The 16316-nt window shown below is 52.3% G+C and carries 16 protein-coding genes; 2 read left to right on the top strand and 14 right to left on the bottom strand.

The features are described 5' to 3' along the window. Positions 1 to 108: 108 nt before the first annotated feature. From ACFOLF_RS33735 to pgsA, 3 genes are all read right to left on the bottom strand, one after another. A complete protein-coding gene (locus tag ACFOLF_RS33735; RefSeq protein ID WP_210043832.1) occupies positions 109 to 1050 on the bottom strand; it encodes an aldo/keto reductase family protein in 942 nt (313 codons plus the stop codon). A gap of 136 nt (positions 1051 to 1186) precedes the next feature. Next, positions 1187 to 2050: a phosphotransferase gene (locus tag ACFOLF_RS33730; RefSeq protein ID WP_210043833.1), complete on the bottom strand. Its 864-nt coding sequence runs from the start codon at positions 2048 to 2050 to the stop codon at positions 1187 to 1189. Between the two features lie 48 nt (positions 2051 to 2098). Further along, on the bottom strand, positions 2099 to 2677 hold the full coding sequence (gene pgsA / locus ACFOLF_RS33725) for a CDP-diacylglycerol--glycerol-3-phosphate 3-phosphatidyltransferase (RefSeq protein WP_210043834.1): 579 nt from the start codon (positions 2675 to 2677) through the stop codon (positions 2099 to 2101). A 263-nt stretch (positions 2678 to 2940) separates the two neighbouring features. Here pgsA and ACFOLF_RS33720 point away from each other — a divergent pair, with 263 nt between their 5' ends. After that, on the top strand, positions 2941 to 3297 hold the full coding sequence (locus tag ACFOLF_RS33720) for a DoxX family protein (protein ID WP_210043835.1): 357 nt from the start codon (positions 2941 to 2943) through the stop codon (positions 3295 to 3297). Positions 3298 to 3345: 48 nt separating this feature from the next. After that, complete coding sequence (locus ACFOLF_RS33715) at positions 3346 to 3801, top strand: MarR family winged helix-turn-helix transcriptional regulator (protein ID WP_210043836.1); 456 nt, start codon at positions 3346 to 3348, stop codon at positions 3799 to 3801. A gap of 177 nt (positions 3802 to 3978) precedes the next feature. Here ACFOLF_RS33715 and ACFOLF_RS33710 read toward each other — a convergent pair whose 3' ends face one another. The 11 genes from ACFOLF_RS33710 to ACFOLF_RS33660 form a co-directional block, all read right to left on the bottom strand. Then, positions 3979 to 4902, bottom strand: a complete 924-nt coding sequence (locus ACFOLF_RS33710; RefSeq protein ID WP_210043837.1) for an aldo/keto reductase — start codon at positions 4900 to 4902, stop codon at positions 3979 to 3981. A gap of 148 nt (positions 4903 to 5050) precedes the next feature. Beyond that, the gene (locus ACFOLF_RS33705; protein ID WP_210043838.1) at positions 5051 to 5506 is read right to left on the bottom strand and encodes a VOC family protein; all 456 of its coding nucleotides are present in this window, start codon (positions 5504 to 5506) and stop codon (positions 5051 to 5053) included. Positions 5507 to 5610: 104 nt separating this feature from the next. After that, positions 5611 to 6063, bottom strand: coding sequence for a VOC family protein (locus ACFOLF_RS33700; RefSeq protein WP_210043839.1), 453 nt, complete (start codon positions 6061 to 6063; stop codon positions 5611 to 5613). 89 nt (positions 6064 to 6152) lie between these two features. Next, positions 6153 to 7400 carry a DUF6807 domain-containing protein gene (locus ACFOLF_RS33695; protein WP_210043840.1) on the bottom strand — a complete coding sequence of 416 codons (1248 nt, stop codon included), beginning with the start codon at positions 7398 to 7400 and terminating at the stop codon, positions 6153 to 6155. Between the two features lie 36 nt (positions 7401 to 7436). Beyond that, positions 7437 to 8615, bottom strand: coding sequence for a Gfo/Idh/MocA family protein (locus tag ACFOLF_RS33690; protein ID WP_210043841.1), 1179 nt, complete (start codon positions 8613 to 8615; stop codon positions 7437 to 7439). A gap of 216 nt (positions 8616 to 8831) precedes the next feature. Next, the gene (locus ACFOLF_RS33685) at positions 8832 to 9677 is read right to left on the bottom strand and encodes an AraC family transcriptional regulator (protein ID WP_210043842.1); all 846 of its coding nucleotides are present in this window, start codon (positions 9675 to 9677) and stop codon (positions 8832 to 8834) included. A gap of 110 nt (positions 9678 to 9787) precedes the next feature. Further along, the gene (locus tag ACFOLF_RS33680; protein WP_379112662.1) at positions 9788 to 11779 is read right to left on the bottom strand and encodes a YjhG/YagF family D-xylonate dehydratase; all 1992 of its coding nucleotides are present in this window, start codon (positions 11777 to 11779) and stop codon (positions 9788 to 9790) included. A 23-nt stretch (positions 11780 to 11802) separates the two neighbouring features. After that, the gene (gucD, locus tag ACFOLF_RS33675) at positions 11803 to 13269 is read right to left on the bottom strand and encodes an alpha-ketoglutaric semialdehyde dehydrogenase GucD (protein WP_210043843.1); all 1467 of its coding nucleotides are present in this window, start codon (positions 13267 to 13269) and stop codon (positions 11803 to 11805) included. 63 nt (positions 13270 to 13332) lie between these two features. Beyond that, entirely contained in the window at positions 13333 to 14211 is an 879-nt protein-coding gene (locus ACFOLF_RS33670; RefSeq protein WP_210043844.1) for a fumarylacetoacetate hydrolase family protein, read from the bottom strand. Between the two features lie 199 nt (positions 14212 to 14410). Next, entirely contained in the window at positions 14411 to 15184 is a 774-nt protein-coding gene (locus tag ACFOLF_RS33665; RefSeq protein ID WP_210043845.1) for an IclR family transcriptional regulator, read from the bottom strand. Between the two features lie 289 nt (positions 15185 to 15473). After that, on the bottom strand, positions 15474 to 16235 hold the full coding sequence (locus ACFOLF_RS33660) for an SDR family NAD(P)-dependent oxidoreductase (protein WP_210043846.1): 762 nt from the start codon (positions 16233 to 16235) through the stop codon (positions 15474 to 15476). Positions 16236 to 16316 lie beyond the last annotated feature (81 nt).

Raw genomic sequence — 16316 nt, 5'->3', positions numbered from 1 at the left:
GTCTTCCCTGCATATGGCCAGACTTAAATCTATGTTTTTTTAAGAGGACATGAAAAAGGCCTCAGAGCGGCGATCCGCTCTAAGGCCGACTCAAAAGTCGACTCACTTTTACGCCTTTAATATAGCCTCTATCGAACCGAGAACATCGGCCGACAAGACAACATCGGAAGCGGCGCAGTTCTCAATGACCTGCTCGGGGCGGCTCGCACCCACAAGCGCGCTGGCCACATTGTCCTGCTGCAAGATCCAGGCAAGCGCCAATTGGGAAATCTTGATGCCAAGCTCGCCTGCGATTTTTTCCAGCTCCTCGACCTGGATCAGCTGGCTTTCCTTGAGGCGTTCCTCGCCCCAGCTTTTGCTGGCCGCGCGGCTATCGGATGGAATGGATTGCCCTCTCCGGTATTTGCCCGTAAGTACGCCTTGAGCCAGTGGTGAGAAAACGACCTGGCTGATCCCTTTTTCAATACCGGTCGGGATGACTTCCTTTTCAATGTAACGGTTGAACATATTGTATATCGGCTGGTTGACGACGATCCGGTCCAGCAGGTATTTGTCGGCAATAGCCAGAGCTTCGACCATCTGCGCTGCCGTCCATTCGCTTACGCCAACATACAATACTTTACCTTGTGTAACCAGATCGTCCAGTGCGCGAAGCGTTTCTTCCAGTGGAGTTTCGGTATCAAATCTATGGCAATAATAGAGATCCACATAATCGGTTTGAAGGCGTTTCAAGCTGGCATGGCATTGTTCAAAGATATGCTTGCGGGATAAACCGCGGTCATTCGGACCGTCGCCCATCTGCCCAAATACTTTCGTAGCCAGCACATAGGATTCGCGCGGATAGGCTTGAAGCACTTCGCCCATGACTTTTTCCGCTTCGCCGCGTTCATACACATTGGCGGTATCGAAGAAATTTACGCCGAGATCATAGGCTTGCTCGATCGATCGAATTGATTTTTCATTTTCCACATATCCGCCGTAAGTCATCCAACTGCCGAGGCTTATCTCGCTTACCTTTAACCCGCTTTTCCCCAATTTCCGGTATTTCAAGAAAAACACCTCCTATAATTTTCGAATCTTTTGCATAGTATCCATCCCTCGATAGTATAGAATAGAATCCTGCTTCTGGTAAGTACTGAAATGCTTTAGCGTAAGTTACCTAAAGGTTAGTGTGAACGCATTCAGACTAGTTTTCAGGCGCAAGGGCTTTCCAGTAATCCCATGCTTTCAGGTACTCCTTCAGGTCATGCGGATGGTGTTTCAAACAGACTCCGATGCGGCAATAAAGCTGGATAATCACCTCTTCAATAAGGCCCGATCTTTCTATTTGTCTATGATTTAGCAGCTCGAATGCAGGCAGCAGAGTCTCCAGGTTCAAATCGTCCGGCGAGGAGCAAAAAGCATAAATAAAATCATAGATAACAGGTCCGGCAATCGGGGATGGATCGATAACTCCAGCCAATGCATTCCTATGAAACACGAAATTATGCACGCCACAATCACCGTGAAGCAGGAACCGGTGTCCATCCTCACCTTCCGCAATATTACCAACCAAAGCCTTCACTTGATCATAATCCTCAACCGGCAACAGGTTTCCAACAGCAGTCCGGGCATATTCCACGCCTTTATCTATAAAATCCCGCCAGGTCTGACAAGGATCCTCCAGCCAGAAGCCCCATTCTTTCGTTTGCAGATTGTTCTCATAATGATTAAGTAGACCGTTGATTAATATTGTCAGCCAGTTTAATTTTGCTCCTCTTTCATAATGCGTCGTACCCTCGATATAGGTATAGACAATATAGTCTTTTGCAGGATCGGTGTAGAGAAGTTTGGGCAGAAGCGGGCTGCTCCGGTATGTTTGGAATAATTGTTCAACCGGGATGATTTGCTGTGGAAGATCAAGCTTCAACACATATTTAGTTATCTTATTTGCTGTGAGCATATAAACAAGCCCATCCGTTGTTCCAGCCACACTGTTGGCTGCATAGAGAGAGTTATCTATCACACCCTTTTTAATGAGATCACTGATGATGCCGGAGATATCTTTCATTGGGTCTCCTTATTCCGCATTTATTGGAGCCTGCAGCTAATCATCTGTTTATTCCAGAATGCGATAATTATTTTTGATATAGTTATAGCCCGAATACAGGGTAAGGATTAACGCGGCGTACATAAGGATCTGGTCTATGGGAATGTCTGTGAAAAAGCTGAATGGGCGGTTATTCAACAATACAGCTGCAATGGCTGCGACTTGAAATACCATCTTTATTTTCCCGTATTGATCCGCCTGCAGAGCGATCTTCCGGGAGGAGGCCACAATCCGGATTCCGTTAATTATAATCTCCCGGGCTATAATCGCAAACGCAATCCAGGAATAAACCAGATGCTGGCTTACCATCAGAATCAAAGCAGCCGAGATGAGCAGCTTGTCCGCCAAAGGATCCAATAGCTTACCGAGGTTGGTGATCTGATTATATTTTCTGGCAATATGCCCATCCAGCTTATCCGTTGCCGAGGCGAGTATAAATACGGCTGAAGCATAATATAACCCATAGGAATCAATATGCTGTATGAAATCCGCTTTTTGGGCAAGCCAATCCGGATACAGGGGAAAAAACAAGATAAAAACAGGAATTAATAATATTCTGGCAATCGTAATTTTATTGGCTGTATTCATAGGATTCCTCCTTGGAGCGCTAATTTGCAAATGAGGTGTCAAATCAGTGTTCAATCATGCGTTCTTCCGTTGAAATCATGAATGGCGGATCTAATTTCCTGTATTTTATCACATGCAGGTTTTAAAATGTATTCCATACCTGTCATCGGATTCCTGTGCCATCCCTTCAAAATAAAACAATTGACTTCTGCCTTTTACACTAATATTATTATAAATAAACATATTTAAAATAAAATTACCGAAATGAAGGAGAGTTATTAATTATGGATATTTTCTCAATCGTACTGCAGATCGTTCTGGCATTGGGTTTTCTCATGTTTGGTTTTATGAAATTTGGTTCGAAGCAAATGGTGGATGAATTCGCACGCTATCAGCTGTCGTCCGGATTCCGCGTATTTACGGGGCTGGTTGAGGTTGCAGGCGCGGCGCTCATGATTATCGGCATCTGGTACGATCAGATCGCTGCGATAGGCGGATTGGTACTGACCGTCACGATGATCGGAGCAATTATTACCCATCTGCGTGTTAAGGATCCTGCGTCCAAAACAGGAATGCCTATTATTTTGCTCATTCTCGCACTTGTGGTATTATTTTTAAATTGGGGTGCTTTATTCGGCTAATCGAAGCTTAATTTGCCCCTTTAGCTCCTGGCAGAGGCGGTGTACGAAATGAATCAAAGCGGTAAGCAAACTGAGCTTGACCTGCGGTTGCTTCGGGTATTGATGAATTCATCAAAATCCTTGTTCGAATTAATAAAGTCTGACGTCAACAACTATGGTCTTGATCTCGATACGTTTCAAATACTGGAATTTCTTTATAATAAAGGCCCTCATCCCATTCAAAAAATAGGCGAGAAGTTCGCAATTCCAAGCGGCAGTGTAACTTACGTTGTCGATAAGCTTGAGAAAAAAGGCCTCATCCGCAGAGAGCCAAGTCCGTGTGACCGAAGAGTCATCATCGCCAAGCTGACGGATGCCGGGCAGTCTCTATTCGATGATATTTTTCCCAGACATACAGATTCAATTGCCAACGTGTTCTCGGTCTTGACAGATGAGGAAAAACATCAGTTGACCGAATTGCTGAAAAAAATGGGCCTTAACGCCGCGGATAAGCTATCCGGCTAGCAGGCAGCTGCTATCAGGATTTCTGTCACGATCGATGAACCCGATATTGTCCTTTTTACCGGTACTATAGCCGAAAATGCCGGGCAGGACGGAAGCTCGCGGATGCGCGCTCTTCGTCCTGCCCGGCATTTTATATCTCATCGTACAATTCCGATATGCTGCTTGCCTTCGCTTATTTCACTCCAATCCGCGCCAGCCGGCGCCAACCGCTGTCTCCTCCCACTTGCTGCGAATAGACTGGAACTGATTCTCCGGCAAATCCCCCCGACTGGCAAGAGCTGCATTCACAGCCCACCGTGCAGGATTGACGGTACCGACAATAGCGGTATGAACGCCGGGTACAGACAGCGTGAACCGAAGCGCGGCTCCAATGGATTCCTGCTCATCCGCTTCGAGAAAGTCATAGTTCAACTGCCGCATCCGCTCCCAGTAGGCGTGAAGATACGGATTATCCGGCTGATTGGCGAATTTCCATACGGCATTGGCAATCGGCCTTTTGGCGGTAACGCCGAGACCTCGTTTCAACGCTTCCGGAATGGTCAGCTGGACCGCTTCCTGATCTGCGACATTGACCGAGGTCATGAGCGAGTCAAATGCGCCGCACTTTACGGCGTACAGCGCGGCATCCTGGTCTCCGCTGTAGCCCATATACCTGATTTTCCCTTTCGCTTTTGCCCGCTGCAGCACTTCGATTACTTCACCGCTGCGCAGCAGCTCCTCCGAACAGGTATGCAGATGGAGCAAATCGATGTAGTCTGTCCGCAGACGCCGCAGGCTCCGGTCAATGCTCAGCTCCAGCAGCTTCGGGTCCCAATGCGGGAGGTCGAAGCCGCTGCTGTGGCCGCATTTTGTAAACAAGTAATATTCCTGGCGCCTGTGCGACACCGCGCTGCCAATAAGCTCTTCGCTGTTATTGTAGCATTCCGCCGTATCGATCACGTTCAAGCCCGAATCGAGCGCGATGCCCAACAGCTTCCCCACCTGTTCGACGGTTGCTCCAGGCGATCCCCGCTCAGGACCGCCCAGCCCGCCGATCTCGCCGCCGCCGAATCCGAGCACGCTTACGTCCATGTCCGTATTGCCGTATCTTCTCTTCTCCATGACGGATTCCCCCCTCTTCCATGCCGATATATGCGATCAACAAGAAGAAACGGCTTCGCCGTCCTATGGCGGCAAAGTTAGTTTCTTCCCTCAGAAACAGAAGCAAAGTATAGAGGAATTTTAACTTTCTTATATTTTGAAAAAGACCTTACTTGTCGTTTTCCAGCAGCTCCAGCACGACTTTCAAATCCTCATTGGCATCGATATATGCATATCTGCCCCCGGTATACTCGCCTTTTTGCAGAAGCGGCATATTATTTCTCTCCAGCACAAGTATCTTTTCCTTCATTCCTTCCACCACAAAAGCAATATGATGAACGCCTTCCCCGTTCTGATCCAGGTCGTTCCTCCACGTGCTCGGCTCAAGATCCGGCTGAATCAGCTCAAGCTCAAGCGATGGACCCACCTTGAAAAAACAAAGCCTCGATCGGGCCTGTGACGGTTTGCCCAAGTACTCCGTCTGCGCTTCCTCATACGTCCCTGTTGTAACGAAACGGGGTTCGATTCCCAGAAATTTGGAATAGGCCGCTGCCGTCTTCTCGATATCATGCACCAGAATGCCGATTTGTGTCACCGTGTTTGTTCCGATAAGTGGATTTCCCATAATAAGCTCAGTCTCCTTTATTGGTTATATTCAAGATTAGATGATTAATAAGCTCCAGAATCCGGTGAATCCAAAAACTTTCAGACGCTTGCCCGTCAATGGTCTTATGATTGCGCGCCGGGCTTGATATTGAGAATGACGCCAAGCTCCTTCACGCTGTCCATAAACGTATAGTTGCCTCCCGGGTATTCGCCGTAGTGTCTGATCGGGACGCCCTTGCTGGCAAAATATTCGATGACCTTCACCCGGTCGCTGACCGTAAACCCGATATGGTGCACCCCTTCGCCGTTCGTCTCCAGGAATTCCTTCCAGGAGCTTGGTTCATCGTCAGGCTCGGTCAGCTCCAGCACGATTTGACCCAAATCAATGACGGCCAATTTAGCGCGGGTCTTGGTCGGGTTGCCTCTATACTGCGTGTGCGATTCTTCCTCCGGCAGCGTGCTGAAAATTTGCGGCACCTCTATGCCGAACAGCTCGGCATAGTTGGCGGCTGTCCGCTCGATATCCTTCACGACCAGCGCAATTTGGCATACGGCATCTTTATTGATGATTCCCAAGTCAATTCCTCCTCGTCTTGCAGTGCTCCATACTTGATAGTCAATAACATGCGCTGTGCCGTTACTATAAAATGGTTTGTCTCCCTTGACTAGCACCAATCCGGCACTTCCGGGTTGGCGTACTCCCGGTAGCGATCCTTCACTTTGCCTGCCTCCACATCTCCCAGATGCAGATAGATACGCTGCCGGAATCCGAGCGAATCACCCGATGGAAGGGTGTGGCCGCCCCAGAAATGAAAGTTCGAAGATGTGAACGCACCCGCATCCCGCACAAACCATTTGGTAGAGAATGCCCGGTAATCCGGGTGGACCATTATGGCGATTCCACCGTTGAAAAATCCTTTGTCCGGTATGCCGTTATTCCAGGAGACATTGAGAATGCTGCCGCTGTAATCCACCCAATCCGCCTCGGTGCCGAAAATCTCCCCTTCGCCTTTCTTGCCGGTCGAGGAAGTTATCGTACCCGACAGGAAGGCGCACATTTGCTCATTGACACGGATGAAAGGAAATCCGCCCTCCTTGGTCGGCCCGAATACGACCGTACCGTCGGTTGCAAGGAGCTCGCTGTGCACATCGACATACCGCTGCTCCGGCGGAAGATTGAAGATGCGCATCGTCCTGACCTCCTGCAGCAGCCGCTCGCCTTTATTGGACAGCCAGTCAATGCAGACTGACAGCTGACCGAATACCGGCCCTCCCGTCAGATGCAGGAAACGGCTGTGGGATTGCCTGCCTTCCTTGGCAAATTCATGGTAGGCCTGGTGGCCGTTCACCTGGTCATGGCCCCACCACAAGCCATGATGATGCAGATGATCGTCGGGAGCGTCCTGAATCAGCGTCTTCGCATGTGGTCCGATCATCGGGTAGAAATAAGGCTTCATCATATCCCGGGAATACAGATACCGCGTAAATAATTTGCCTTCGATCCGCACCACGACCCTGGCATTCTCCGGCTGATGGTCCAGATAGACGCCTTGTTTCCTGGATAGGGGCTCATCCGCGTCATCCGGCTCCTCATGCCGTTCAAGCTGGAAGAGATGCCCGTCTGTTCCCGCATCCGGGACATTCTGCACCAATACAAAAAGAGAGCGGCGCGGCGTGAGCGTCTCCGTATTTCCGTCGAGGCCGAAGCCTGACAGCTGACAGGGGAGCGAGAAGCCGCCTGCGCTTGCAACGGCTGAGAACGCTCCTCCTTCACCCTGCCATTGCAGCAGCTTCTCATAATCGTTCTCTTCCAGAGGAATTTCCAATACAGTCGGCTGAATCGCAAGCTCCGCGCCACTCAGTACAAACCGGTATTCAAGTCCGGATTCGGTCGTGCCATTCACTGAATTCATTTGTAAAGTCCCTCCTTGTCTCATCGATTGGTTCCGTTATGCGCGGCCATCGCCTGATTTGGTATAATCGCTGCCGAGTGTGATCGCATTCTGCGCGAACCCGGTTACTGAATTTTTCTTCTCATAATAATGCGGCGCACTGGCCAGAATGCCTTCTCTTGTATAGAACAGGCTGTCCGGACCAAGCGGCAGGGAAACCGTCTGGCCTGTCGATGCCGCCTGATAAATCGCCGTAATCAGCTCCAGCGTTTTCCGGCCTTCATGCCCGTCAACCAGCACTTCATGCGTCCCGTTCCCGATTGCCGTAAAGATGTTGTCGATCTGTCCTGCGTGACCTCTGTAAGCAAGCTCCGGTATCGCCTGGTAGAACTGTTCGATCTGCTGCTCGAGCTCTTCGTTTCTCACCGGGAATCCGTTCTCCTTCGACAACGAGGCATACAGCTTCCACGGCGCCGACACCCGGGCCTTCTCCGTCTGGAAAATCAGCTGCTGCTCCTGTCCGTGATGCACGACGGAGCTGGTGATTTGTCCCAGTGCCCCGTTGGGATAGGTGAGGATGGCGATCGACAGATCCTCCACCTCTGCATTGTCATGGGAGGTATTGCTCATGACGGCCTGTACCTTCTCCGGCATCCCCATCATCCACTGGAACATGTCGATGTGATGGACCGCATGGTTGAGTGTGCAGCCGCCGCCTTCCTTCTCCCACGTCCCTCTCCACCATAGATCGTAATAGACGTAACCTCTCCACCAATACGATTCGATCTGCGCATGCACGACCTTGCCCAGCATTCCCGAATCCAGCACCTGCTTCAGCTTCTGTATGGAATCATTGAAGCGGTTCTGGCCGACGACAGACAGAATCTTCCCGGATTTCCGGGCCGCCTCAAGCATCCGGTCGCATTCCTCCAGCGACGAAGCCATTGGCTTCTCCACCAGAACATGCTTGCCGGCTTCCAGCGCATCTATCGTAATGTCGGCATGGGTATACGGCGGCGTGCAGATTGAAACCATGTCGATATCCGGGCTTTTCAGCAGCTCCTTGTAATCGCTCTCAACTCTGCAAACAAGGCCGTACTTTTCTCCAAGCGCCTGCGCTTTTTGAGGATAGATGTCGCTTAAAGCAACAATTTCACAGCGGTCGCCAAGCGATATATAGGCCTTCAAATGTGTCTCGGCAATTCCGCCCACTCCGATTACAGCTATGCGAATCATCAGCTCAACCCCTTGTCTTATCCATAATTGCTTTGATTAAGAAACGTATTCTCCCTTATGTGTTAATTATAAAGAAGTCAGGCATGATTACTCGCCAGACCTTGTTTGATTATGGACATAATTTGCTGTATCAGGAACGTAAAAAGCACAAAAACTCCATATCCGGCATGGCAGAGGAAGCTGTTCAAGCTTTCGGATATGGAGGTCGGCGCCCGGTTAATGATATAAGGTTTTGCGCAGATGGGAAGGTGTGTATCCCTTGGCCAGCCGAAAAAAACGGTTGAAGGTTCTGACGCTGTTGAAGCCGCACTCATACGCAATTTCGGCAATCGGCATTTCGTCGCTGATAATCATGTCCTTCGCTTTATTGATCCTGAGTATGTTCTGATAGGTTTTGAGATTCATTCCCATAACCTTATTGAATATCCGCGAATAATAATACGGACTGACGTTCATTTTACCGGCGATTTCATCCAGCGATATATGGTTCATGTAGTTTTCTTCGATAAACAGGAGTGAATCCTTGATCAGCTGAATGCTGGGAGAGCTATTCTCCAATTTCCGATCGCCTTCCTGCCTGGGAAGATGCCTGAGAAAAAGGCCGCACAGCTCCAGAAACTTCCCCTGGATATAAAGCTTGTAGTAATCCTCCTGCCGCGTCACTTCATTATAGAGACAATGAAAGAGCGCCGCGATCTCATCGTACAGCTTCTGACCCTGGTCTCCCGTTTGCAAAATGGACTTTTTCTCGATAAACGGGCATAACATATTTTTTTGCCAGGTCCCCTGTTTATCGATGCTGTCGGGTAAGAATTTGATCAGAATGACGGAGTTAGCGCTTTCAGAAGTATAATAATGCATGCTGTTGCTGCCGCAAATGGCGATATCCCCTGCGTGCAGAGTCCGTCTCTCCGTATCGATTCCCACTTGAAGCGTGCCTTCCAGAACCAGCATAAATTCGACATCGACATGCCAGTGCGCCAGAAAATTTAAATTTTGCATTTTGATGGCATTCAAAGGAATTAATTCGTAGCTGCTTTGATTTTCATAGATTGCTTTCATACACCCTCATCCTCAGTAAACAATTTGGATTTGCTTTACCAAAAAATGATCATGCGTGCATTCCGCTGTTGAAAATCTCTGACGGCGGGGGAAAAAAGCCTGGCAGACGGTTATAGCGCCGGTTCTTCAGCGGCCAACGCCCGCTTGCCGGCCTCCAGTGTACGCAGTATGAGCTCCGTATCGTATACGCAGCCTCGCCAGGTTCCTCCGCTGACAGACTGAAGCGCCGCCCACAGCCGGGTATCGTCCGGCAGATCCGGGTCCTCCGCAAGCCCGGGATGCGGGGTTCTGGAGGCAAGCTCGGCTGCCCCCTGTTCGGGCGTTCCGGGATTTTCGGCGCTGCCAACCATATGAATGGACGCCTCAAGATTTTGCAAATCAACCCGGATATCGATCCAGTCGCCATCTCTCAATTTGCCGACCGGACCGCCCGCCAGCGCCTCGGGACCGATGTGGCCGATGCATGCGCCGGTGGATACGCCGGAGAAACGGGCATCCGTCAGCAGCGACACCTGATTCCCGTAGGAAAGATGCTTCAGCGCCGAGGTCAGCTGGTAGGTCTCTTCCATACCCGTTCCCAGCGGGCCCCGTCCGATCAGCGCCATCACGTCTCCGGCTTCAATGCCGCCCGTCTTGATCGCCCGGATGGCCGCCCGTTCCGTCGTGAATACCTTGGCTCTTCCGATATGCCGGAAGACGCCGCTGCCGTCCACCACAGACGGATCGATCGCCGCAGACTTGATTACGGAGCCTTCCGGAGCGATGTTGCCGGTCGGGAATGTCACCGTCGACATCATGCCGGCAGCGCGCGCCCGCTCTGGGGTATAAATGACGGTGTCGGGGTCGATTCCCTCCGACTCGAGCAGGTAGCGCCTCATCCCGGCGCGCCTCTCCGATGCTTCCCACCAGTCGAGCACCGCGCCGAGCGTCTGTCCCGTAACCGTGAGCACCTGCTCATCCAGCAGTCCGAGCTTGCGCAGATGCAGCATAACCTCGGGCACTCCGCCTGCCAGAAACACCATGACGGTCGGATGGTATTCCGGCCCGTTGGGCAGTACGCTCACGAGGCGCGGCACGGCACGGTTCACCTCCGCCCAGTCTTCTGCGGTCGGCACCCGGAGCCCTGCGGCATGGGCGATTGCCGGAATGTGCAGCAGCAGGTTCGTCGAGCCGCCGAACGCAGCGTGCACGACCATCGCGTTGCGGATGGCGGCATCCGTCAATATCGCTGCGGAGGTCAGCCCCGCCTCCGCGAGATGAAGCGCGGCCCGCGCCGACTGGCGGGCCATCTCCAGCCAGACCGGCTGCCCGGATGGGGCAAGCGCCGCATGCGGTACGGTCAAGCCGAGCGCCTCGGCAACGACCTGGGCCGTTCCGGCCGTGCCGAGAAACTGGCAGCCGCCGCCTGGTGTGGCGCATGCCCTGCAGCCAAGATCGGCCGCTTCCGCCAGCGACAGCTCCCCGTTCGAATAACGGGCGCCGATCGTCTGGATTTTGCCGGCATCCTCGCCATTCTCCGGCGGCAGCGTCACGCCGCCGGGCACCACGACAACCGGGAGCCCGCGCATCCCGGCCAAGGCAATCATCGACGCCGGCAGTCCCTTGTCGCAGGTGGCGACGCCGACCACCGCTGATCTTGTCGGCAGCGAGCGAATCAGCCGCCGCATGACGATTGCCGCATCGTTGCGGTACGGCAGCGAGTCGAACATGCCGCTCGTTCCCTGGGAGCGCCCGTCGCAGGGATCGCTGACATAGCCCGCGAACGGAATGCCGCCAGCGGCGGTAATTTCATCCGCGGCCTCCTTCATCAAGAGGCCGACCTCCCAATGTCCGGTATGATAGCCAAGCGCCGCCGGCGTCCCGTCTTCATTGCGGATACCGCCCTGCGTGCCGAGTATCAGCACCTGCTTGCCGAGAAGCCGGGACGGGCTCCAGCCCATCCCGACATTTTGCGTCCAGCCGAACAGATCGCCGCTCGGCGATTCCCGGAGCAGCTCAGGGGTCAGCGGAAGCGAGCCTGCCGGTCCCGGAGCGTGAGTCTGCACGCGAAAATGCTGCTTCTGATCGCCCATGATATGTTCAAAGTTTGAATCCACAGCCATCCTTCATTCCCCCTATGGCCTTATTACGGCTTGATGAACACCGTCTTGATCGAGGTGAAAAATTCAATTGCCGCCTGCCCCTGCTCTCTGGAATGCGAGCTCGACTGCTTCATGCCGCCGAACGGTGCCTGCAGCTCCACGCCAGCCGTCTCGGCATTGACCCGGACAAGCCCCGCGTCCATCTCCTGGACGAAGTTCAGGATGTTGCCGATATCCCGTGTATAAATGGAAGCGCTGAGCCCAAAGTCCGTATCATTCGCAAGGTCAACCGCAGACTCGAAATCAGCCGCTTCGATAAGAGTCAGCACAGGACCGAAGATTTCTTCCTGGGCGATCGCCATCCGGCTGGTCACCCGGTCAAATACGGCCGGAGTGACATAGAAGCCGTCCGCCAGTCCGGCTTCATCCGGGCGGTCTCCGCCGTACAGCAGCACAGCTCCCTCTTCCTTGCCCTTCTTGATATAGGAAAGAACAGTTTCGAGCTGCTTCTCGTTCGCGCATGGTCCAAGCCATGTGGAAGCATCCATGCCGTCCCCGACCTTGAGCGATTTGACCTTCTCCAGCAGCTTCTCCTTGAAGGTTTCGTACACGTCACGAACCACAATCACACGGCTTGTCGCCGTACATTTCTGCCCGGTGGAGCGAAGCCCGCCGCTGATCGTCGCTTCCACAGCCAGATCGAGATCGGCATCCGCGGCAATGATGATCGGATTCTTACCGCCCATCTCCAGCTGATATTTGGCGCCTCTCTTCAATGCGGATTGGCCGACCTGCTTGCCGACTTCGTTGGACCCGGTGAACGTTAGGCCGTGGATGCCGGGATGGCTGGCAATGCCCTGCCCGATCGTGCTTCCGCTGCCGACGACCATATTCAGCACACCCGCAGGAAATCCCGCGTCATGGAAGCATTCCGCGATCTTCGAAGCAGTCACCGCCGTCTCGGTTGCAGGCTTCCATACGACCGAATTGCCGTAGATCAGAGCCGGAGCGATCTTCCAGACGGGAATAGCCACCGGGAAGTTCCACGGCGAGATAACGCCCACGACTCCGAGCGGCATGCGTGTCGTGAACATGAATGCATCCGCGTCGGTCGAAGGAATGACGTCGCCGATCTTCCGCATTCCCTCTCCGGCGTAATAGCGGAGAATCGCCACGCCGCGCGCCGTCTCGCCTTTCGCCTCGGGGAACGTCTTGCCCATCTCCCGCGACATCGTCTCCCCGATCTCGTCAAGGCGGCTCTCCATAATATCCGCGGCTTTGAACAGCAGAGCTCCGCGCTGTGATCCTGCGAGCTTCCTCCATGGCCGCTTGGCTGCTTGGGCCGCTTCCACAGCTTCATTCAGATCCGCGTTCTGCGAATCCGGCACATATCCGACGACTTCGCTCTTCCGTGCAGGATTAATGCTGGCTTGACTTCCGCCGCCGACAGACGGTTTCCATTGTCCGTTAATATAATTGCCAATATTCTTTGCGTCTTGATTGGAGCTCATCGTATCCATCTCCTCGAATTATTGTTTTAGGATAAATGTATGAAGATCATTTAGGATAACGTATTAAGATGCGGCGATTGCCGTATTCACAAGCGTGCCGATGCCTGTAATCTCAATTTCGATCCTGTCGCCGGCAGCCAGCGTAAACTGGTTGGGCGGGACGATGCAAGTGCCCGTCAGCAGAACGGTCCCGTCGAACAGCACATTGTCCTTGGCCAAATATCCAACAAGCTCATCAAGCCTGCGCTTCAGTTGGCCCGTGCTTGCCGATTCCTCGACGACTTTGGCCCCATCCCGGTAAATCCGGCATGTAAGGGTCAGATTATAGGGATCCGGCAGCGTTTCAACAAGACGTATCGCCGGGCCGATGGAACAGGATTGGCGCCATATTTTCGCCTGCGGCAAATAAAGCGGGTTCTCGCCTTCGATGTCGCGGCAGCTCATATCGTTGCCGGCCGTATACCCGACAATCCGTCCGCCGCTGTCCAGCACAAGAGCAAGCTCAGGCTCAGGCACCTGCCAGGAAGAGTCGCTCCGCAGGCATACATTGTCCCCCGGCCCTACTGTCCGCGCGGCCGTCGACTTCATAAACAGCTCCGGCCGCTCCGCGTCATACACTTTATCGTAGAACGTTGACGCATCCATCCGCCCGCCCGTCGCTTCATAATTGCGCGCTTCCTTGCTCCGCTCGTAAGTGACGCCGGCTGCCCATACCTCAGGAGCCTCGATCGGCACAATCAGCTGCAGAGAGGCGAATTCCACATTCAGCGGCGAAGCTCCCGCAATATTCCGGTTTACCGCTTCGGATACCCCTTCCCCCTCCCGGTCCGCCCGGCGCACCAATGCCATAAAATCAGGGTCCGGCAAAGGGTACACTTTATTCTCGTCTGTCACAGCGGCAAGTGCCGGAACTCCATCTTTCATAAAACGGATCACTCTCATACATCCAGCTCCTTTGTTTGATATTATAAAACTCGATTCTATAGTATAGGGAAAACAGTTCCGCCGGATGACTTCGCCAATGAATTCCCATGAATCGAATCGCAAGCCAAACAACCGTCAAAAGTCTCAAGAATCATATGAAGCGTTTTCAGAAAAGATACCGGCTATCATAAATCTCTTCCAACCCCGCAAGATGCTCCTACACATGGGATGCCCAGGAGCGGTAACCCAGCTGAACCGAGATCTGCCTGGCTTCTTCCAGCAAAAGGGTGACGAATTCCGACAGCTTCGCCTCATCAACATGAGATACAAGCGTGGAGATGCTTACAGATGCAACAGCGTGGCCGCTGTGGTCGAATACCGGAACTGCGGCGCAGCGTACGCCCGGCTCGTTCTCTTCGCGGTCGTACCCGATCCCTTCCTCCTTCACCTTGGCGATTTCCGCCATGAAAGCTTCCTCATCCACGATCGTGAGAGGCGTATGCCGGTTGAAGGAATATCCCTTCATCAGTTTGGCCAGCATGCCCGGCGGCTGGAAGGCCGCAAGAACTTTGCCGACTGCGCTGCTGTGAAGCGGAACTCTGCGTCCGATCCGGGAATAACGAATCACCGCTTTCTCGCCTTCCACCTTGTCGATATAAACCCCTTCCGCTCTGTCCAGCACGACCAGATGGGCGGTTTGCCCCGTCAGCTCCGACAGTCTGCTCAGATGCGGCCTTGCCGTTCCGCGAATATCCAGACCCTGCAGCACCAGCTGCCCCTTCTCTACAAGCCTCATACCCAGCCGGTATTTGCCCGATTCCTCATCCTGGTCGATATAATCATGCAGCTTCAAGGTCTTGAGCAGAGAATGAACGGTACTTTTGTGCAGGTTGATCAGTTCGCTGATTTCGGTGATTTTCAATTCCTTGTTCTGATCGTCAAACAAATCGATAATTTTCAATGCACGGTCCAGAGCCTGAATGATGGGCACAATGATCAGCCTTTGCTTGTGTACTATATTATAAAACTCGATTCTATAATATAATTCAATCTTAGCAGAGGATACCGGCTGGCGTCCAGCCTGAACATGCAAATTTTGTATTTAGCTTGCCGGATCGATATGGAATAATGAAAATTTGACAAAAATGATCCTTCATGCAACAGCAGCCCATTCATCCAAGGGATAAATAAAACCAGGGACAATTGGCCTGAACGGGCCTCTTACAGCAGTACTTTACATACTTAATAGTCAACTTGGAACAAGAATGACTATTGCTTGCTCATCGCCCTCCGGTTACGCGTATTGCTTCTCCGGTTGCGTAGCTATTGGCTTTTGAGCCGAGGTAAACAATGAGATTAGCAGCATCCTCCGGCTTGCCCAAGCGTTTGGCAGGAATGGTCTGCGCATGTTTGTTCAAAACCTCCTCAGGAAAAACCGAAGAATTCGTTTCCGTTAAAGTAAAGCCCGGCATCACCACATTCGAAAAAATCCCCTCCTCAGCAAGCTCAAGCGATAATGATTTGCTGAAGCCAAGCAGTGCGGATTTACTGGCTGTATACGCGGTTCCGCCCGCCATGCCATCCTCGGCTAGATTTGACGAGACATGGACAAGTCTGCCCCATCCCCTGTTTCTCATATAAGGGAGAACCGCTTTAGTCACGAGGTAGGTCCCTTTCAGATTCTGCTCGATTACCGAGAACCAGCTATCTGTTACCGTATGCTCAAACGGTTGAAATTTCGGTGCCGCTCCTCCCCAGAAAACCGCGTTATTGACCAATACATCGATTCCGCCAAACTCTTCTCCCACACCTTCTATCGCCTTCTCGATGCTTTCGCTGTTATCCAGCTTTAAAATTACAGCCTGGCAGGAAAGTCCCTGCGCCCGCAATTCTTCAACTGTCTGCGACGCTGCTTTATGATCATGAGCGTATGTGATGATAACATGGGCCTGTTCCGCTGCAAACTGCTTCGCTGCTGCCTTGCCGATTCCTTTGGAACCTCCTGTCACCACCACTGTTTTGTCCTTTAATCCCATATTCATTGCGTTCATCTCCTATCGATTGCAGTTTCTTTTTTAAATAGACCGATCTACATAATTATTGCAAAAATGAATGCATCTGCA

This window comes from Paenibacillus sepulcri (assembly GCF_042647105.1).
In the GTDB taxonomy this organism is placed as follows: Bacteria; Bacillota; Bacilli; order Paenibacillales; family Paenibacillaceae; genus Paenibacillus_Z; species Paenibacillus_Z sepulcri.
Note: the sequence above shows the minus strand (reverse complement) of the source record. Positions and strands in the feature narration are given on the sequence as shown.